Raw genomic sequence first — 19013 nt, 5'->3', positions numbered from 1 at the left:
CACGTGCAAGGTTTCATTTCATGGAATCTAGCCACTCCCTTGACGTGCCAATAGTACAAGAGGAGAACATCTGCCTGCCCCTTGTTATCAGCGCCGTATCAAAATACTGGGGAGTAGACCTTCCATTGGCAGAAGCAAAAGAGATTGCAAAAAGGTATCCTGGAGTAAAGGGAACCATACTAATTGAGGGCGTTGAGCTGGCAGAAAGGCACGGGCTTGCAAGCATAATTTTGAATTCTTCGCTAAAAGAACTTCGAAGGTTCATTGACATGGGAATACCACCAATTGTTATCTTGCCTGGACTAAAAGACGTGGTACAGCATGCATCCTTGGTTATTGGATATGATGAAGTGGAAAAAACAATTTTTCATTACATCCCAGAGCCTGACAAGATTGGAGCAATTCCTGACGAAAAATTTGACACACAATGGAAAGAAGATGATAGACTGATACTTTTGCTTGTTCCACCTGATATAATATCTGAGGCAAAGATAGCGCATGACAACAAGACCAAATCAAACAGGCTGTGCTTTGATGCAGAAAAGTTACGGCTCCAAGGAAACACTGACGAAGCTGTCAAGCTGTTAAAAAAAGCACTTGAGATGAATCCGTCAAACTCTACTGCCTCATGTCTTTATGCTGGAATACTAAATGACCTGAATTTGCAGGAAGCAGTGGAATACTATAACAAAAGCATCAAGCTAAACAACAGGTGCTATCTTGCATATAGGGGACTTGGCAACTATTACCTGAAGACAAAGGACTACAAAAATGCGGAAATCCACTATACTTTTGCAATTAAGATAAATCCGTACAGGTTTGTGCCAATATACAAAAACAGGGGAATAGCAAGGCTAGAGCAGAATAAAACAGCCGAGGCAAAAGAAGATCTAAAAAAATATCTGGAACAGATGCCAGATGCACAAGATCATGCATCCATTGCACAAGCAATAACAGAACTGAATTAATACCTGCAAAAAGATTTAACAGTCTTTCTGGCAAATAAAAAATTAGATGGATTGCATATTTTGCAGTATCATATCTGGAAAGATTCCTGCAAGAAAGATACACGAGAGTTCCAAGTCGGTTGCATTTCTTGATGCGTTTCCATTGGTAAAGGGTCATACACTTGTAATCCCAAAGACTCACTATTCCAAGATACAGGAAATGACAGAGTCAGACAATGCTGATCTGTTTGAGGCTGTAAGGATAGTGACAGGCAAGATTGAGCGCCTGGCGCAGTCTTCACTTGTGGCAGTCCATAACGGAAAAGAAAGCGGACAGGAGATACCGCATGTTCATGTCCATGTAATTCCAAGAAAGCCAGAGGATGGTGCAGGGCCTGTACACAGCATGTTTACAAAAAGGCCCAAGCTTGGAAATGACGAATTTGCCGAGATTGAAAATATTTTAAAAAAATAAACAAATTTTGTAAAGTGCGGAGTGCGGGAGTTGAACCCGCGACCTTCAGCTTGGGAAGCTGACGTCCTGCCGGGCTGGACTAACTCCGCTTGGTTGAGGTTCTGGTGTTTAACATTATATAGTTTGACCACGCAATTAGATCCGATGGATGCAAAATGTGCAGAATGCGACAAAGTTGCAGTCCTAGATGATGATGTAACCACTGTCAAATGCCCTCACTGTGGATTTGAGGCAAAATATGAAGACTATCTAAATCTCATGAAACAAAGAGTCGGGGCAATGGTGGATAAATTTCAATTTGACAAACCTGGTGGATTCTAGTTACCAGAACGAGCCCTTGTCGGAGCAATCAAGGTGTGCGCCGCAATTTGTGCATATCATGTGGCATGCTTGCATTGAGGTCATCGTAGTTTCACATCGTGGACATTTAATCTGCTCTTTCAATAGACTAGAATGGAATTGCAAATTTTAAAAGATTTATGGGTTCTGCATTGGCAGTGATAATTACACCGACTACAGAACAGATTCAAGTAAACGTTAATTAATAGTCAGAAAACTTTTTTCACTACTTGGCTACATTCAAGCTGAACATCTCAGACAAGAAAGGAAAAACAATCTCAAAAGAGGTTAAGGAAAAGGACGCAAATCCATTTCTAGGACTGCAAGTGGGGTCTGAGCTTGATGCTGCATTGGTGGGCGAGGCAGGCAAACTAAAGGTCACTGGAGGCAGTGACAAGTCGGGAGTTCCTCTGCGACCTGACATACATGGCGGTGCACGCAAGTACATACTTTTGTCGCAGGGAGTTGGTCTGAGAAATGCAGAGATTGGCCAGAGAATACGCAAACTGATACGCGGCAATACGATAACCGAAGAAGTCTACCAGATAAACTGTTTTCTTGACGGCGAGCTTAAGGTAGAAGAAAAACCGCAAGAAGAAGCAGAGAAAAAAGAAAGCACTGAGAAATCAAAAAAGGCATAAGATTAAGATAGGTAATGTTTTTAGCTTCGTTGTGCACTGGAGAGAAACTCTTCCTGATTGGTACATAAAAAAATATGGACATCAACCATGTGTCAATATTGGTACAGCTGGACATGTTGATCACGGAAAGACTACTCTGATACAGGCATTAACGGGTGTTTGGACCAGCGCCCACAGCGAGGAATTAAAACGAGGAATTACCATTCGAGTGGGATATGCAGACGCTGCATTCTATAAATGCAAAAGCTGTGAAGTGCCGCTCGGATATTCAGTCACACCAAAATGCAACAACTGCGGCAAGGAAAGCGAACTTTCTCGAGTTGTAAGTTTTGTTGACAGCCCTGGCCACGAAAGCCTCATGGCAAACATGCTTTCTGGGTCTGCACTCATAGATGGTGCCATGCTCATAGTTGCTGCAAACGAAAAGGTGCCGCAGCCACAGACAAAAGAACACTTGCTTGCCTTGCAAACACTTGGCATAAAGCAAATAGTTCTGGTGCAAAACAAAGTAGATCTCATATCGTATGAGGAAGCCATGGAAAATTATTCTGATATAGTAAAATTTGTCAAGGGAACTAATGCTGCAAAATCCCCAGTCATTCCAATCTCTGCCCAATCAAAATTAAACATTGATGCGCTAATAGGTGCAATAGAAACTACAATCCCAACTCCGGACAGAAAAGAGTCTGGAAGCACAGTAATGCATGTGTTAAGATCATTTGATGTAAACAAGCCAGGTACAAAGATAAAAGACATGAGGGGAGGAGTGATAGGGGGAAGCCTCACTCAGGGCACATTCAATGTTGGAGATGAAATTGAGATAAAGCCGGGATTACAAAATGAAAAATCAGGAAAATATGAGCCAATCACAACCCAGATATCTTCTCTTGGAACAGGAGCAGGAATTGTTGATCAAGTAAAACCTGGAGGCCTTGTTGCAATAGGGACAAAGCTTGATCCATCAATGACACGAAGTGATTCATTGATTGGCTCCATCATAGGAAAACCGGGAACGCTGCCTGAAAATTCCTACACTGCCAAGCTTGAAGTCAACCTTTTTGATACGGCAGTAGGTTCTGGCGACGAAATTAAAGTAGCATCGGTGCAGACCGGAGAATCCCTTAGGCTAAGCATAGGAACAGCTCCATTGCTATCCAAAGTAACAAGTGCAAGAGGAAAGACAGTTGAGATCCAGTTCAAGAGGCCTGTATGCCTGTTTGAGAGCAGCAAGGTTGCGATAAGCAGAAGAATAGGGGAGAGATGGAGATTGATAGGTGCAGGTGTATCAATTGGTTAAGGTAATTTGTGATACTAGCTTTCTAATGGTTCTTGGCTCAAAAAAGATAAAAAATATCTCAAGCCTTGACACTGAAATTGGAAATCTGGAGTTTGTTGTGCCAGACTTGGTAATTGACGAGCTTGCAAGAATTTCAAAGGCAAATAATAAAAAAAAAGTTCAGTACTTGATGCATTGAAGATCTCAGAAGGCCTTGCTAGGATAAAAATTTCTGGAAAAAACGTTGACGATGCATTGGTGTATCATGTACAGCAAAACGGCGGCATGGTGGCCACAATTGACATTGAGCTCAAAAGGAAGATAAAGAAAAGTGGCGGAACGGTACTTTCATTGGCAAATGACAGAATAATTTTAGAGCCAAGCAAGACTTAATTTTATCAAAAATGATATTCATGGTATGCTAGAGTACAAGGGCGTCAAAATAACGTGGCTTGGCCATGATGCCTTTTTGATTGAAAAAGATTTCAAGATAATAATAGATCCGTACAGGATTTCAAAACCGCTTGAGGCAAACTTGGTACTTGTCTCTCATGAGCACTTTGATCACATGAGTGTAGAAGACTTGGGCAAAGTCTCATCTAGCAGGACAACAATTGTTGCTGCAAAAGAATGCATCAGCAAGTTGGCTGGTATTCCATTCAAGGAAAAGATAACCCTTGCCCCAGGAGAAGAAAAAGCCATACATGGAATAAAGATAAAGGGAATTGCGGCATACAATATAGACAAGATTAATCCCGATACGAAAAAGCCATTCCATCCAAAAGAAGACGGCAAGATTGGATTTTTAATTAATATTCATGGCACCACCATATACCACACTGGAGATTCTGATTTGGTACCAGAGATGAGTAATTTGCAACCAGATGTGTTGCTGGTCCCGGTGAGCGGAACATATGTCATGGGTCCGCGCGAAGCTGCAAGAGCTGTAGATGCGATAAAGCCAAAGATTGCAATACCAATGCACTATGGTGCCATTGTAGGAAGCCCGCAGGATGCTCAGGAATTCAAAAACGCGGTAACGTCCTGCGAAGTACACATACTAACAAAAGAACCTTAGGGAGCAAGCCCAAAAGAGTAATAAACAGAGCGAATTTCATCAAGCTAGGTTGATTCAGGATAGAAAGCTGTTCACGGTAGGAAACCGTGCTTTTAATTTGCGACACTTGCTTGTGATTGGAATACTTGCAGCTTCGTTTTCAATCTCGGCCATGGTACGATCACAGGCAGCAGACTATGGTTTTCAGCTAAACGAGTTTGATCCATACTTTAATTTCAGGGCAACAGAATACCTGCTAAATCACGGCGTTGATGCATATGTTCACTGGCATGACACCCTGAGTTGGTATCCAGAAGGCCGAGATGTCTTTACCAATGCACAGGTGCCGCTTCACTTCACCGATGCCATACTGTACAAAATCTTTGGCGGTGGAATGAGTCTTTATGATTTCACAATAATATTTCCTGTAGTATTTGGTTCCCTGACAACTGTCATAGTATTTGCACTTGTAAGAGTAATTGGAGGCACAACATCTGGCCTTTTTGCATCGCTTTTCTTTGCAATCTCTCCGCCAATCATAGTTAGGGGAACAATAGGATGGTTCAAATCAGAACCGCTTGGCCTCTTTTATGGGCTATTGGGCGTATACCTGTTTCTTAGTGGAATAAGGACTCAAAACCGAAAAATTGCAATTGCCAAACTCTTTGGAGGTGCAGGATTCTTGAGCATTGGTTTTGCCTCATGGGGAGGAGTAGAATTCTTCTTGATACCTCTGGGAATTTTCGTGATTGCACTACCATTTGTGAGAAAAGATCACAACTTCTTGTTGTGGGCAATTCCGTTTTTTGTGGCAATAACAATGGCAGTATCTGGCGGCGTGTTTGCAAGACCTGGCCCCACATTTGTATTTGGAGAGCGAGGCTTTGTTCTAATCGGATCTACCATACTGATGGTCGTAATAATTTTTGTTCAGAAATTTAGCAAGGACCAGGTCAAGTTGCGTAACAGCTTGTTGGTTCTTGCAGCATGTATTGTAATTGGCGGTGCAATCTTTGCATCAGGTGCACTTCACTCAGCAAGTTTCCGTTATCTCAATGCAGTGGATCCATTCCTGACATCCGAAGATCCATTGGTGGACTCTGTTGCAGAGCATGCTACTCCAACTCTTGCACAAAACTTTACCTACTTTTCAATCCTGATGTTGTTTGCAGGCTTTGGAATATGGCTTACCTTTAGAAAGAAAAGTGAAGGCAGCAACTCTTTACCATTTAATATTAAAAATGAGATGATTATCTTTGCACTCATTTTAGGAATAGTGGGTGCATATGCCGGCTCAACATTTTCCAGATTAGAATTATTGACTGCAAGCTCTGTCATTGTACTGGCGTCAGTTGGACTTGCTGCCATGACATCTGAGATACTTAAAAAGGAAAACAAACCTGCAGTAACAGAATCAAAAGACTCGAAAAAGAAGGTTCTGACAAAAAAGAGCCTCATCTACATGGGCCCAATTCCAAAGATTGCCTTTGTAGTTGTAGTTGTGGCCCTGTTGCTTGTGCCAACAATGTTTCCTGTTGACGCAAACTGGATATCGATGGTGAAAGCGCCTCCGACAATACTTAACGGTGGTTCTAATTTTGCAATTGCTACAACTGACTGGCCTGATGCATTGAATTGGCTCAAGACTAACACCCCGCCAAACTCAGTCATAGCTTCGTGGTGGGATTATGGTTACTGGATACAAACTTTAGGACACAGAACTACCTTTGTTGATAACGCTACGGTGGATACAAACAAGATAGCAGGTATTGCAAAAATGTTTTTGGCTTCACCTGATGATGCCTGGAAGATGCTTCGAGACATGCACGCAGACTATGTTGTTGTGTATGTGGTTGGGCAAAAATTTGTCTCAAACGGACAAGAGCTCTATGTTCTTGGCGGCGGTGGAGATGAAAGCAAAAAACAGTGGTTCATCAAGATTGCAGGAGAGGACGAGACGCAGTTCCTCCAGTCAGACGAGTTTACACCAACTGACTATTTCTGGCAAAATACATTGCTTGGACACATGTTTCCGTTTACTACAGTAACATACTATGATCCAACTACCCATTCAGAGTCTCAGACATATCAGTCTGGATTTACTGCAATTTATGCTAAAAATATCAAGTACCCTGAAAATGGAAACGGTCCGCTAAAACTCGTATACCAATCATCAAGCCTTAACAGAACTGACTCTGGCGTCTTCTCTGGTGTCTTGATTTACCAAGTCAATGCAGACTACTCACAAGCTGCCTACCAGCAACAGCAGGCAAACAGCACCCAGTCACAGGCAAACAATACGCTGGCGCAAGTTCCACCTGTACCAAAGGTTACCACAACAAACAGCTCGTCTACAACAACTGGTGACACTGCAGTAATTACCACAAAATACGGAGACATTACACTAAGACTCTTCAACAATGTAGCCCCCAAGACAGTTGCAAACTTTGAGAAACTGGCCAAGTCTGGTTTCTATGACCAAACTGTATTCCATAGAATAGTTCCTGGATTTGTCATACAGGGAGGAGATCACAATTCCATAAACGGCTCGCGAGATACTTGGGGAATGGGAGATGCTGGATATACAATACCTCCAGAGTTCAGTGACCTGAACTTTACTACATATACGGTTGGCATGGCACGCGGCCAGGATGTCAACAGCGGAAGCTCGCAATTTTTCATTACAGTGGGAGATGCAAGTTTCCTAAATGGCAAGTATACACTATTTGGACAGGTAATTTCAGGACAAGATGTAGTGGACAAAATTGCAGCACTGCCGACAGACTCTAACAGCCAGCCAGTCAATGCAGACGACGCTAGAGTAACAACAATTAAGATTTTAACTAACAGTACAGGCTAATTCTTGTATCTGTCAGATATTCTGTATCTTGCGTACTTGTCATCAGGAGAATATTTTCCTGGATGAACGCTTGCCGTGTTGCTTCCGCACTTGGGGCACTCGTCTTTTAGTGTATATCTTTTGCAGTTGGTGCACTTGCGCATTAGGAATTTCATGTCTAGCCCTCTCGAGTCTTCTTTGACTCTTCTCTTGTAAACTTGAATGTGCCGCCACTTTTCTCAATGGCCTTCTCAATTGCTTCAAGGGTTGGCTTGAGCTCTTTTTCCGCATCCTTGAAATTTTGGGCAGTGATGTTGAGACGATATTTTGGTGCGCCGATGTAAGTTATGGATACTACTACCTTCTTGTTTTCAGTAGCTGCATTCAAGGCTCGCTTTATAATGTCAATCCCGTCGGGCTTGGTACATGTAAGGTCAAGCACTCCCCTAATCTCGACGTGGGGAATTTGCATCTTTGAGCTCAACTCGTTTATTACGGCAACTGTTTTTTCTGCAATGTCAAGGCCGTTCAAAACTGTTGAGCCCTTTGCAGTTACCTCGCTGAAAGCGTTATACACTGAATCAAATTTTTCTACTAGAATATTTTCAATTTTTTCTGCCTCTGCTGCTGACAGGTTGGCTTTTGCCTTGAGGTTTTCAATGAGGGCAGTCTCTTTTTCTCCTCGCTTTATTTCGAGAAGTTTTTTCTTCTTCTGGTCTGTGGAAATTTGTTTTAGCGACAAGTCAATCTCGGATCTTCTTGGATCGACACGCTTTACCAAAAGGACTTTCTTTTCGCCAACCTTGAGAAACTTTTCTACATTTCTAATCCAACCGGTGGCAATCTCTGATACATGCAAGAACCCCTGGATGTTGTTGTATTCATCAAGAGTAACGTAAGCACCTTGAGCCATGATTCTAGTTATTGATGCAATTACAATCTCTCCAACTTCGGGAAATTCTTGTATGGCAGTTGTCATAATTTTCAAGTTTTCTGTGCGTAATTTAATGTTGCTGCTCAGAAATCAATTCCTTTTTTTGCTCTTATGCCAGACTTGAATGGATGTTTTATCTCTCTCATCTCTGTCACTAAATCTGCCAATTCGATTATCTCAGCTTTGACGTGATTTCCTGTAAGTACCACATTGACGTTTGCAGGTTTTGTCTGTATCAGTTTTATCACGTCATCAATCTTTACCAATCCCAAGTTTACTGCATAGTTTATCTCGTCTAGGATAACGATATTGTATTTCTCTGAAGCTATTCTTTCTTGCGCTATGGCAAGAGCTTCGTCTGCAATTTTTTTGTGGTCCTCAATCGGGCTCTTGTCATCCATTATGCCAACAAATCCCTTGCCTACTGCAGTGAGCTCAAACTCTGGCTCTAGCCTTTTTGATGACGTCATCTCGCCGTAGTGCCACGATCCCTTGATGAACTGAATCATGCAAACCTTGTAATCATAACCTACTGCGCGAAGTGCCATCCCAAGTGCAGCTGTTGTCTTTCCCTTTCCCTTGCCTGTGTAAACAATTACCAGCCCGTCTTTTCCCATAAAAGATAGTTTCACTGTGACTAGTAAAAATCTGACGCTTTGGGGATTGCTCTAGAAAAAAGGATTATTATGTTAAATCAAAGACGAAATAGACAATCAATGACAAGAAATTATGAATACGATATTGTTGTGGTAGGCGGTGGACCTGCTGGTCTGTCCGCTGGATGGAGTGCTGCAAAAAAGGGAGCCAAGGTAGCAGTACTTGAAAGAGACGAGGCAATAGGGCAGAGTGTCAGGACAAGCGGAGTCACATGGATAAAGGAGGCCAAGTCATTTGGAATTCCTCCGGAATATTACAACCCGATACAAAATTATGCCTTTTACTCGCCAAATAATGTGATACTAAAAAAAAGCAAGGAACCTGAAGTAGCAGTACTTGATGTTAGAAAGACATACCAGTTTCTTGCATATCAGGCAGCAGGTGCTGGTGCAGACATTTTTTTGCGAACAGGCGTCACCGATGTCATATTAGAAGAGAAAAAATTGCGTGGAGTAAAGGCAACGTCACTAAAAGAAGATCTCGTCTTTCGCTCCAAAATAGTAATTGATGCAAGTGGATTTTATTCTGTTGTGGGAAAATCTACTGGGCTTGTATCACAGTGGAAGAGGTTTGGTGCTGGGGCAGAGTATGAGGCCTATGTGGAAAAGATAGACCAGCAGACATGGTATCTTATGGTTGGGCAAAATTATTCTCCTGCAGGATACGCCTGGATATTTCCGCTTGGAGGAAACAAGGTTCGAATAGGGGTAGGTGTAGGCAAGCCAGAATCGCAGGCAGATGCAACACAGCGACTCTTGGAAATGATCGAGAAAAGACCCAAGCCACTAGACCAACTTGGCAGAATAGTTCCAGTTGAGTTTCATTATGGACTGATTCCAAACGAGGGACTGCGATCCTCTACCGTTGATGACAATCTAATACTTGTGGGGGACTCTGCAGGTCAGGCAAACCCACTTGTTCTTGAGGGAATACGATATGCAATAGAGTATGGAAGAAAGGCAGGAGAAGTTGCTGCAAATGCGGTATCATCTGGGGACACATCCAAAAAATCTTTGAAACCCTATGAGGATTCCATGAAAAAAGCAATTGGCTCCAAGATCGCCTCTGCAATAAAGGTGCAGTATAGATGGCTTGGACTAAGTGACGAGGAATGGGACCGTGAGATTGGAATAATTGACGATCTCTCTGCAGAAGAATTCCTAGACTTTGTAAAAGCAGAGTTTGGGCTTGCAAACATGATAAAGCTTGCAGCAAGCCATCCAAAACTTGCAATACGTCAGCTATTTGGTTTGCTAAAAGATAGCGGTATTCCATCACAAGAAAATTGAATACTGGCATCAATGAAGGCAAGCAGGGAATAGAGATTGAAGATACCTAGAATAGTTCTTTCTGGCACCAGCAGCGGAGTTGGCAAGACATCAATTACTGCAGCAATTATTCATGGAATGAGAAAACGTGGATACTTAGTGCAGCCATTCAAGGTGGGGCCTGACTTTATTGACCCGACATATCTTTCTACAGTAGCAAAGAGGCCTGCACGAAATCTTGACGCATGGCTAATGGGGGAGCGCGGAGTGCTAAAGGATTTTGTGCAAAACTCGCGCAGCGACATATCTGTAATAGAAGGCGTTATGGGGTATTATGATGGGTTTGGCGGCGGCTCTAATTTTGCAAGCACGCACCATGTGAGCAAATATTGTAAAAGCTCCTGTTGTTTTGGTACTTGACGCAAGCAAGGCTGCACGCTCCATTGCGGCAACTGCACTGGGATTTGTGAAATTCCACAAAAATTCTGGGATTGCGGGATTCATACTAAACAAGATTGGAAGCCGCAAGCACGAGGATCTCTGCAGGCAGGCGTTGTCAAAACTTGGGATTCCAATTGTTGGTGTGATTCCACGAGATGCCAGCATGACTATGGAGTCAAGACATCTTGGATTGATTCCGGTAAATGAGATGAAATCGTTACAGCAAAAGATAATCTCCATTGCAAAAACATATTCTGATTATATCGATATTGAAAAAATTATTGAGATTGGCAGCAAAGCACCAAGCTTGCCATCTGTACCAAAAGATGTTACCATCAAACAAAGGGCAAAGATTGCAGTAGCACTAGACGAGTCGTTCAATTTTTACTATCAGGAAAACATTGATTCTCTGCGCAGGGCGGGGGCATCAATTGAGTTTTTCAGCCCAATCCGTGACAAAAAGATTCCATCATGTGACGGACTCTATATCGGAGGGGGATTTCCAGAAGTAAAGGGAGAACTACTTGAGAGAAACAATTCCATGAAAAAAGAGATAAAGGAAAAAGCAGAGGACGGCCTGCCAATATACGCAGAGTGTGGGGGATTGATGTATCTGACAAAATCTATCAGATACAAGGAGAAAAAATTCAAGATGGTTGGGCTATACGAGGCAGACACTGTGATGCAGAAAAAACTAAAGCTAAACTATACGAAGGCAACTGTATCAAATCCCTGTATCGTATCTGGGAGAAACTCTACCCTGAGAGGCCACGAGTTTCATTTCTCTGAACTTGAATCAATATCAAGTGACTCCAAGTTTGCATATGAGATGGACATTGGAATAGGCATTAGAAAAGGCAAGGACGGCATGGTACAATACAATACGCTTGCATCATACATGCACATGCACTTTGCCATGCCGCAAGTTGCAAAGACATTTGTTGAAAATTGTATTATGTCATCAAGAAGATAATTTTTGTTTTAGGACAATATACAGTGCATTTAGGATTGCAGACGCACATGGGCTGCCTCCCTTGCGGCCAAGATTTGTGATGTATACGATATCGGAATTGTACAGCTCTTCTTTTGATTCTGCGGCGCAGACAAACCCAACAGGTATGCCAACAACCAGTGCAGGCCTTGTCACTCCCTCCTTTACCATCTGTATCACTTCTTGGAGTGCTGTGGGTGCATTTCCTATTGCTACTATTCCTCCATCCATCTCTTTTGCAGCCATTCGCATCGCAGTCTGGGCCCGGGTCTTGTTGAGTTTTTTTGCCTCTTCTACCACTGCAGGATCTGATATGCCGCAGATTACCTTGTTTGAAAACTTGCCAAGATTATCCTTGTTTAACAGTCCTACCACTCCATTGACATCTACTATAACATTGCATCCACGCTTGAGTGCGGCAGTTCCATTCTCTATTGCCTGCTTGTGAAAAATTATCTTGTTATCTTTTGCAAAGTCAAAGTCTGCCGTAGAGTGTATGACTCGCTTCACTATTGTCCATTCGTCAGGACTGTAAGGATGTGCCCCAAGCTCAGATTCTATTATTTCCATGCTCTTGTCCTCTATTGACTGGCCCTTTGGCGTGATCATCTCTCTACCTCCTTTGCCCTCTCAAGCACCAAGTCAACCATTTTATCGTCTGTTCCAAGATGATCGGAGAGAAATATTTTTTTTATGCCAGAGCTTGCGATTGCGGGATTGAGGTCTTCGTAAATGTCGCGCTTTACATGTGCTCCCTTGTGCAAAAAGTATGGCACCACGACAAGAACTTCTGGATTGTTTTTTGCACATGTGTCTATTCCCTGCTGTATGTTGGGCTCTTCTATTTCCAGAAAACAATAGTTGACGTTTCTGTACAGTGGCTCTAATCCATCTGCTACATATTTTAGGGACGATCTTGCGTCTGGATCCTTGCTTCCATGTCCAATTATCAGTATGTCTGTGCCATTTCTTGCAGCTGTAACCTTGTTTTTTTCAAGTATGGTCTGTATCTTTTCGTCTACTAGTTTTATCAGTGACTTGTGCAAGCTCATGGGCTTTGATATGGCTAGCTTCACTTTGGTCTTTGATTGGAACTTTATGGCAGTGTCAACAGCTGCCTTCACCTTTCTCCCGGGGTACAGAAAATATGGAACTATGGTAAGCGAATCAATCTCTGTGGACAGGCATGTGTTGATGCCTTCCTCGATATATGGCGGGACCACTTCAAGAAAACAATAATCTGAGAAGTGATAGTTTCCTTTTTGCTTTACTTTATCGCATATGTATTGGAGCTCATGTTTTACATCATCTTCGTGGCTACCCCTGTCAATTATCAGCAGTCCTCGTTTCATTTTGATATCCTCGCAATTGCAATGGTAAGATTTGGGGGAAATTTCTGCTTTTCAACCACCAGTGTGCCGCCTGAGCTCTTGATTGCAGAAGCCTCCGACACGCTTGGGGTTCCCTCAAAGTTTTTGACAACATCTGAAGGGTTTGGTATTGCAATTCCTGCCAGGTCTTGCTTTTCATAATAATCCACTGAAACCTGCATCTCTTCTGCAATCTCGCGCAGCCCTGCTACTTGGGCTTCCTTTTTGATTGATGAAAACCTGGCAACTGACTTGGGGCTGAGGCTGTACTTTGAGAGGCAAAACTCTAGGCCCTCTTTGATAGTATCCTTGCTTGTATCCCAGTGTAGGCCTACACCTACCACCAGAGTCTTTGGTCTGTATATCACTGAGCGCTCTAGTATCTGTGGGTATGGTATTGTCTTGTCTGAGATTATCAAAAATCCCTTGCAGTCTGACTTGGACATATCATCCAAGCTTGCATATTGGTGGACATTTTTTGGAAGCTCTTTTTTTGGCGCCCACCAATCTTTTTCTCCTGGCATCTTGGAAGAGACCGATTTTTTCTTCGTTTACCATAAATGCGCTAATCTTTGTTACCGTTGAATCATCGTCAATCTTCCAGCCAAACTCCTTTCCTACCAAGTCTACTGCAATTGTCTTGTTGACATCAGCAGCCGTTGTAATGACAGGAGTTGCGCCAAGAATTCCTGCAATGTCTTCTGACAACTTGTTTGCCCCTCCAAGATGTCCTGATAACGTGCTTATCACAAACTTGGCCGTATCATCGACTACGACCACTGCAGGATCTGTCTTTTTGTCCTTCATGTGGGGGGCAACCAGGCGTATTACGGCACCAAGCGAGAAGATGCAGACAAGCGCATTATATTTTTTGAACAGCTCTCCTATTTTTTCCGTGGTGGAATCCTCAAACCAGTTGATGTTGGAATCATTGTTTGAAAACTTGGAAGGGACAAAGACCTGCCAGTCTGAAAACTTGCTCTTCAAGTTTTTAGCTATCTCGATTCCATTTTTTGTAATGGCAATAATTGCTACGGTATCCACAAATTGCCTCTTTTCCAAGTGAACATATCTGTTACTATCTTGGATACTTGCCTATTGTGTTTCCGTCAAAGTCAAACATGATTACGTCGATATCGAATTTTTCCTCGGAATGTTTTCGTAGTTGGTTGTACACTTGGGCGCAGACAAGATCGAAATACCCCTTGAGGTCTTTGCCTGACACTATCTCAAAGACATGTCTTGCCGTGTTTGCTTTTTTTATTTCCTGTATGGTATCATCTGATGCATTGCATTTTTGCGCAAGATCTGCAAGAAACTCCATGTCTACCTTAGAGCCCTTGACATGGGTCTGCTTTACGCCCATGCCCATCTTGGTTAATTTTCCAATAAAGCCTGCGACATATGCCTTTTTGATTCCCTTTTTTGCGCATTGCTGTACAGTATATCCTGAAAAGTCTCCCATCTGGACAAAGCAGTGGTCTGGTAAAGTGATTATACTTCTTGCGTAATCTTCGCTTCTACCTCCTGTTGTCAACACTACCGTATCATTTCCCATTGCAATTGTAACGTCGATGCTTTGTCTAATTGATGCTGCAAACGAGGCAGTGGAATATGGAACAACAATTCCGCTTGTGCCAAGAATTGAGATGCCACCCAAGATGCCAAGCCTTGGGTTATCAGTCTTTGGCGCAAGCTCCTTTCCCTTTGGCACTGATATGAGAACCTTGATCCCATTTTTTTTGAGAAGGTCTTGTGCTATTTCGGTAATGTTTTCTGTGATCATTTTTTTCGGTGTTGGGTTTATTGCAGCAGAGCCAACCTCTAGGCCAAGGCCTGGCTTTGTCACCCTGCCCACCCCATCACCCCCGTCTATCTCTATTTTTCCTACATTGGCTGTAAGTGAAACATTGGTGTGTATCTCTGCACCGTGGGTAACATCTGGATCGTCTCCCCCGTCTTTTATCACGTAACAGTGAGCAGACTGGTTGTCAAATTCACATTTTTCAACCTTTATTTGGATCTTGGATTTTTTTGGTAGTGTAATATCGATGAGGCCTATCTTTTCTTGATTTAAAATTGCAAGTACTCCTGCCTTTGCCCCTGCAGTTGCCGAAGTTCCGGTGGTGTATCCTGTTCGCATCTTTCCCTTTGGAACAGAGTCAGATTCCATGTGGGTGATTATTTTTTTCTGTATTAATCCTTATGTGATATCACTTGAATATGGTAGCCATTATTATCCACTAGCGCAATAAGGCCAAGGCCGCCGTAAAGTATGATGTGTGTACTCTTAAAGGAAGATGCCTTTTCCCGAAAATGGCTGTACTCTTCTTGTACGCTTGCACCAAATGGATTTTTGAATCCTGTAAAGTTGGGCCCAAAATTAAAGTTGTCATTCATCTTGCTGCCGTCATACTTTGTCCAAAACTGTGTATAGTTTGCCTCAACGTCTTTCTCAGAGACCTTTGTCTTTGACTTTTCCTCGCGCCGAAGCAACTGATATGCCTCTGTAATCTGCTTGAATTTTTCTCCACTTGCATCTGTCTTGTTCCTGTCTGGGTGGTACTTGAGCGAGAGTTGCCTGTATGCATTCTTGATCTCCTTCTGTGATGCTCCTTTTTGTACGCCCAAAATCTGATAGCAGTCAGACAGGTTCTTCAAGTATCTAGAGATTAGAGCAGCACCAAAATTAATTTGTCGGATGTATTGTGGGTGTATATGGATACAATAGCCATCTCTGGACGCCAATGGGTTTGTGGGAAAAAACGTTGGTAGGTTTCTTGCAAAAAATGGGTTTGAGGTTGTACCAATAGTACGAAAGGGCGGAAAAAAGACAGTTGATTTTGGACAGGTTGTTATATCAGAAAACCTTGCCGAGTCTTCCCTTACGGGTTCCGTCAAGGGATCTGTGGCACTTTTGCATTTTATTGGAAAGGGAAGACAAACAGCAGATTCTAGCTATGATGCTGTAAATGTCAACCTTACAAGAAATGCTGTTGCGTTATGCAAAAAGGCTGGAATCAAAAAAATAATTTATCTAAGCGGTCTTGGTGTTGACAAAAAATCTACGCTTGGATATTTTATATCAAAATTCAAAGCAGAACAAGAGATTGTAAAGTCAGGACTTGATTACACGATATTTCGGCCATCATATATCATGGGCAAAAATGATCCGCTCTCGCAGATACTTGCAGGCCAGATGCGTAAAGGCTCTGTTGTAATAGCAGGATCTGGGAAATATAGGCTGCAACCTGTCTTGGTATCAGACGTGGCACAAGTTGTAACAAAAGCCATATCTGCAAAGCAGTTCTCCAAAAAAATAATTGACCTTGTAGGCCCGCAGGTTGTAACGTACAATAAATTTGTAAAAGACTTGGTAGGTGCCAAGGCACAGATACGGCATGTTGACTTTGAGCAGGCATACCATGATGCGCTTTCCTCAAGTGACTCGCAGTTTGGAGTAGATGATCTTAGCATCTTGGTGGGCGACTATATTGGGAATCACAAAAAACTAGTTGATATTTCAGGAATTGAATTCACAAAATATGGAGATATGCTACAGGCCTGCCGCCTTTCTTAGAGTATCTGCCTTGTCTGTTTTTTCCCAGGTAAACTCTGCCTCGTTTCTTCCAAAGTGTCCATATGCTGCAGTCTTTCTGTAGATTGGGCTTTTTAATTTCAGTTGAGATATGATTGCAGCAGGTCTCATGTCAAAGTGTTTTCTGACTAGGTTCTCAATCTGCTCTTCTGGGATCTTGCTTGTGCCAAATGTGCTGACCATGAGCGAAACTGGTTGTGCCACGCCTATTGCATATGCAACTTGGACCTCGCAGCGCTCTGCAAGTCCTGCAGCTACAATATTTTTTGCAATGTATCTGCACATGTAACATGCTGATCTATCTACCTTTGATGGATCTTTTCCGGAAAATGCTCCTCCGCCATGTCTTCCCATACCGCCATAAGTGTCCACAATTATTTTTCTTCCAGTAAGCCCAGCATCTCCTGGAGGTCCGCCGATTACGAATCTTCCAGTTGGGTTGACGTGAATCTTTATCTTGTCATTCCATAGGTTGCCGCAGACTGGCTTGATCACTTTATCGATAATTTCTTTTTTTATCTCTTCATTTGTAACATCGGGGGAATGCTGTGTTGAAACAACAATTGCCTCTATTCTTTTTGGCTTGCCATCTTCGTACTCTACTGTAACCTGCGATTTTCCGTCAGGCCTTGCCCATGGTAGTTCCTTTTTCTTTCTTGCCTCTGCAAGACGCTGGGTAAGCTTGTGGGCAAGCATTATCGGCATTGGCATAAATTCTGAAGTCTCGTTTGTCGCATATCCGAACATCAATCCCTGGTCTCCTGCTCCCTGCTCCTTGTTGTCATTTGCAGAGATTCCCATTGAGATGTCAGGACTTTGTGAATGAATAGAAACTAGGACACTGCACGAGTCTGCATCAAAACCATACAGGGGATCGTTATACCCTATCTCCTTGATTGTTTTTCTGACCACATCTTGAATGTCAAATCTTGCCTTTGATGTAACCTCTCCTGCAACAACAACGATTCCTGTAGTTGTCATGGTCTCAACTGCAACTCTGGAATCTGGGTCTTGTTTTAGAAACTCGTCTAAAATTGCATCTGAGACTTGATCGCACACCTTGTCTGGATGACCTTCGGTAACCGATTCTGAAGTAAAGAGATAGTTCCTACCTGCTTCTTTCATTGTCAGGGTCATTACAGCTCATTTTCTAGTTTGATAAAAAGTACATTGTTGCCTCTTACGATAACTCTACCATAATTTGCAACCACTTTACCCCCGCTGAGCTCTTCTGCATCTGTCATGATTAAATTCATGTATGAATCAACATTGTTCATCTTTCCTTTGTATTCTATATCGCTTTTCAGTCTGACTGTAACCTTTTTGTTAACACCTTTTTGCAGCGTTGTCAGAGGTCGTTTTTGCGTCGGTGGTTGCGACAATCAATAATTCACTTGTCACCAGTGCTTGAAATCGTAAATAAAAGCCTTCCCGATCATCACTTATACCATTTAATTTCCAGTATTTTCTAGACAATCGATTTGATCTCAACCGGTCTGACAGGACTTGACAGTCTATTGGGTGGGGGAATAGCTGGTGGCATCATAACAGACATCTTTGGACCAGGTGGAAGCGGAAAGACGCAGCTTGCAATGCAGATTTGCACCAACGCAATTCATGAAAAAATAATTTATCAGGATACAACTGGTGGCTTTCAGCCTAAAAGAATGATTGAACTAATGCGAGCAAAAGATCTTGAACACAAACTTTTGGATAACCTGATGATTGCAAGGGTCACACATGTTGCAGATCAGATTGCAAACTTGGAAAAAATATCTGACATGCATCCCTCTCTTGTTGTAATTGATAGCATAAGCGACTTGTTCTCGTTTGAATACTCTAAAGAATCAAAATCACTTGAAAAACATGTAAAATTCATGGAATACATGCACTCGCTTAGCTTGCTTTGCATACAACACAAGATCCCAGTTGTCATAACCAACGTAGTTCGAAGATCAGGCGAGCAGGATGTTGAGAACCTTGACAAGTCAATTAGCATCTTTACCCACAAAAAGATCAAGCTGACAAAGGAGGGCAACAAGTTTTCTGCGCAGGTGTTGCCTGCATTTGGCGCAAAAAAGGAGATATCATATGGTATTACTGAGCAGGGCTTGGTAGAAACACCTTAAGCTATTTATCACTGTGGTTGTAACGTGGTTCATGGCAGGAATTTTCGATCA

The 19013-nt window shown here is 42.5% G+C and carries 25 protein-coding genes and 1 tRNA gene; 14 read left to right on the top strand and 12 right to left on the bottom strand.

What is annotated here, in order from left to right; all coding sequences use genetic code 11:
- Positions 1-20 precede the first annotated feature (20 nt).
- Both DYY67_RS07720 and DYY67_RS07715 read left to right on the top strand, forming a co-directional pair.
- Positions 21-968, top strand: coding sequence for a tetratricopeptide repeat protein (locus DYY67_RS07720; RefSeq protein ID WP_166392208.1), 948 nt, complete (start codon positions 21-23; stop codon positions 966-968).
- Positions 969-1014: 46 nt separating this feature from the next.
- Complete coding sequence (locus DYY67_RS07715; RefSeq protein WP_166392206.1) at positions 1015-1422, top strand: HIT family protein; 408 nt, start codon at positions 1015-1017, stop codon at positions 1420-1422.
- Between the two features lie 15 nt (positions 1423-1437).
- Here the strand turns inward: DYY67_RS07715 and DYY67_RS07710 are convergent.
- Positions 1438-1511, bottom strand: a tRNA-Gly gene (locus DYY67_RS07710).
- A gap of 55 nt (positions 1512-1566) precedes the next feature.
- Between DYY67_RS07710 and DYY67_RS07705 the strand changes: the two genes are divergently transcribed.
- From DYY67_RS07705 to DYY67_RS07675, 7 genes are all read left to right on the top strand, one after another.
- The gene (locus tag DYY67_RS07705) at positions 1567-1743 is read left to right on the top strand and encodes a zinc-domain-containing protein (protein ID WP_166392204.1); all 177 of its coding nucleotides are present in this window, start codon (positions 1567-1569) and stop codon (positions 1741-1743) included.
- A 248-nt stretch (positions 1744-1991) separates the two neighbouring features.
- The gene (locus DYY67_RS07700; protein WP_166392202.1) at positions 1992-2402 is read left to right on the top strand and encodes a S6e family ribosomal protein; all 411 of its coding nucleotides are present in this window, start codon (positions 1992-1994) and stop codon (positions 2400-2402) included.
- A gap of 31 nt (positions 2403-2433) precedes the next feature.
- Complete coding sequence (locus DYY67_RS07695) at positions 2434-3699, top strand: translation initiation factor IF-2 subunit gamma (RefSeq protein ID WP_166392200.1); 1266 nt, start codon at positions 2434-2436, stop codon at positions 3697-3699.
- Positions 3692-3877: a hypothetical protein gene (locus tag DYY67_RS07690; protein ID WP_166392198.1), complete on the top strand. Its 186-nt coding sequence runs from the start codon at positions 3692-3694 to the stop codon at positions 3875-3877. The genes DYY67_RS07695 and DYY67_RS07690 overlap by 8 nt, the downstream gene beginning before the upstream one ends.
- The gene (locus DYY67_RS07685) at positions 3874-4071 is read left to right on the top strand and encodes a hypothetical protein (protein WP_166392196.1); all 198 of its coding nucleotides are present in this window, start codon (positions 3874-3876) and stop codon (positions 4069-4071) included. Before DYY67_RS07690 ends, DYY67_RS07685 begins: the two co-directional genes overlap by 4 nt.
- A gap of 25 nt (positions 4072-4096) precedes the next feature.
- Entirely contained in the window at positions 4097-4756 is a 660-nt protein-coding gene (locus DYY67_RS07680; protein ID WP_166392194.1) for an MBL fold metallo-hydrolase, read from the top strand.
- A gap of 49 nt (positions 4757-4805) precedes the next feature.
- Positions 4806-7595, top strand: coding sequence for a peptidylprolyl isomerase (locus tag DYY67_RS07675; RefSeq protein WP_255493014.1), 2790 nt, complete (start codon positions 4806-4808; stop codon positions 7593-7595).
- Here the strand turns inward: DYY67_RS07675 and DYY67_RS07665 are convergent.
- The 3 genes from DYY67_RS07665 to cobO are packed head-to-tail and all read right to left on the bottom strand — an operon-like array spanning position 7592 to position 9125.
- Positions 7592-7750, bottom strand: a complete 159-nt coding sequence (locus tag DYY67_RS07665; protein WP_166392191.1) for an RNA-protein complex protein Nop10 — start codon at positions 7748-7750, stop codon at positions 7592-7594. The two genes, DYY67_RS07675 and DYY67_RS07665, sit on opposite strands and share 4 nt — an antisense overlap.
- 2 nt (positions 7751-7752) lie before the next feature.
- Complete coding sequence (locus tag DYY67_RS07660; protein ID WP_166392189.1) at positions 7753-8553, bottom strand: translation initiation factor IF-2 subunit alpha; 801 nt, start codon at positions 8551-8553, stop codon at positions 7753-7755.
- Positions 8554-8591: 38 nt separating this feature from the next.
- Complete coding sequence (gene cobO / locus DYY67_RS07655; RefSeq protein WP_166392187.1) at positions 8592-9125, bottom strand: cob(I)yrinic acid a,c-diamide adenosyltransferase; 534 nt, start codon at positions 9123-9125, stop codon at positions 8592-8594.
- Between the two features lie 69 nt (positions 9126-9194).
- Between cobO and DYY67_RS07650 the strand changes: the two genes are divergently transcribed.
- The 3 genes from DYY67_RS07650 to DYY67_RS07645 are packed head-to-tail and all read left to right on the top strand — an operon-like array spanning position 9195 to position 11847.
- A complete protein-coding gene (locus DYY67_RS07650; protein WP_255493012.1) occupies positions 9195-10454 on the top strand; it encodes a geranylgeranyl reductase family protein in 1260 nt (419 codons plus the stop codon).
- Positions 10455-10490: 36 nt separating this feature from the next.
- A complete protein-coding gene (locus DYY67_RS11635; RefSeq protein ID WP_320416006.1) occupies positions 10491-10853 on the top strand; it encodes a nucleotide-binding protein in 363 nt (120 codons plus the stop codon).
- The gene (locus DYY67_RS07645) at positions 10843-11847 is read left to right on the top strand and encodes a cobyrinate a,c-diamide synthase (protein ID WP_320416005.1); all 1005 of its coding nucleotides are present in this window, start codon (positions 10843-10845) and stop codon (positions 11845-11847) included. The genes DYY67_RS11635 and DYY67_RS07645 overlap by 11 nt, the downstream gene beginning before the upstream one ends.
- Here the strand turns inward: DYY67_RS07645 and DYY67_RS07640 are convergent.
- The 6 genes from DYY67_RS07640 to DYY67_RS07620 are packed head-to-tail and all read right to left on the bottom strand — an operon-like array spanning position 11836 to position 15896.
- Positions 11836-12474: a precorrin-8X methylmutase gene (locus tag DYY67_RS07640; protein ID WP_166392183.1), complete on the bottom strand. Its 639-nt coding sequence runs from the start codon at positions 12472-12474 to the stop codon at positions 11836-11838. The two genes, DYY67_RS07645 and DYY67_RS07640, sit on opposite strands and share 12 nt — an antisense overlap.
- Complete coding sequence (locus tag DYY67_RS07635) at positions 12471-13217, bottom strand: sirohydrochlorin chelatase (protein WP_166392181.1); 747 nt, start codon at positions 13215-13217, stop codon at positions 12471-12473. The genes DYY67_RS07640 and DYY67_RS07635 overlap by 4 nt, the downstream gene beginning before the upstream one ends.
- Positions 13214-13681, bottom strand: coding sequence for a cobalamin biosynthesis protein (locus DYY67_RS11630; RefSeq protein WP_320416004.1), 468 nt, complete (start codon positions 13679-13681; stop codon positions 13214-13216). Before DYY67_RS11630 ends, DYY67_RS07635 begins: the two co-directional genes overlap by 4 nt.
- Before the next feature lies 1 nt (position 13682).
- A complete protein-coding gene (locus DYY67_RS11625) occupies positions 13683-14297 on the bottom strand; it encodes a cobalt-precorrin 5A hydrolase (protein ID WP_320416003.1) in 615 nt (204 codons plus the stop codon).
- Between the two features lie 16 nt (positions 14298-14313).
- Positions 14314-15408 carry a cobalt-precorrin-5B (C(1))-methyltransferase gene (locus DYY67_RS07625; protein ID WP_166392179.1) on the bottom strand — a complete coding sequence of 365 codons (1095 nt, stop codon included), beginning with the start codon at positions 15406-15408 and terminating at the stop codon, positions 14314-14316.
- 23 nt (positions 15409-15431) lie between these two features.
- Positions 15432-15896, bottom strand: coding sequence for a J domain-containing protein (locus DYY67_RS07620; RefSeq protein WP_255493011.1), 465 nt, complete (start codon positions 15894-15896; stop codon positions 15432-15434).
- Positions 15897-15990: 94 nt separating this feature from the next.
- Between DYY67_RS07620 and DYY67_RS07615 the strand changes: the two genes are divergently transcribed.
- Positions 15991-16815 carry an NAD(P)H-binding protein gene (locus DYY67_RS07615; RefSeq protein ID WP_166392177.1) on the top strand — a complete coding sequence of 275 codons (825 nt, stop codon included), beginning with the start codon at positions 15991-15993 and terminating at the stop codon, positions 16813-16815.
- Here the strand turns inward: DYY67_RS07615 and metK are convergent.
- Both metK and DYY67_RS07605 read right to left on the bottom strand, forming a co-directional pair.
- Positions 16792-17970 carry a methionine adenosyltransferase gene (gene metK, locus DYY67_RS07610; RefSeq protein WP_255493010.1) on the bottom strand — a complete coding sequence of 393 codons (1179 nt, stop codon included), beginning with the start codon at positions 17968-17970 and terminating at the stop codon, positions 16792-16794. The two genes, DYY67_RS07615 and metK, sit on opposite strands and share 24 nt — an antisense overlap.
- On the bottom strand, positions 17970-18215 hold the full coding sequence (locus DYY67_RS07605; RefSeq protein WP_166392175.1) for a U6 snRNA-associated Sm-like protein LSm6: 246 nt from the start codon (positions 18213-18215) through the stop codon (positions 17970-17972). The genes metK and DYY67_RS07605 overlap by 1 nt, the downstream gene beginning before the upstream one ends.
- Before the next feature lie 99 nt (positions 18216-18314).
- Here DYY67_RS07605 and DYY67_RS07600 point away from each other — a divergent pair, with 99 nt between their 5' ends.
- Positions 18315-18962 (top strand): recombinase RecA, encoded by a 648-nt coding sequence (locus DYY67_RS07600; protein ID WP_166392173.1) that lies wholly within the window; start codon positions 18315-18317, stop codon positions 18960-18962.
- The last annotated feature ends 51 nt before the right edge of the window (positions 18963-19013 follow it).

It is taken from the genome of Candidatus Nitrosotalea sp. TS, assembly GCF_011319465.1.
GTDB lineage: Archaea > Thermoproteota > Nitrososphaeria > Nitrososphaerales > Nitrosopumilaceae > Nitrosotalea.
Note: the sequence above shows the minus strand (reverse complement) of the source record. Positions and strands in the feature narration are given on the sequence as shown.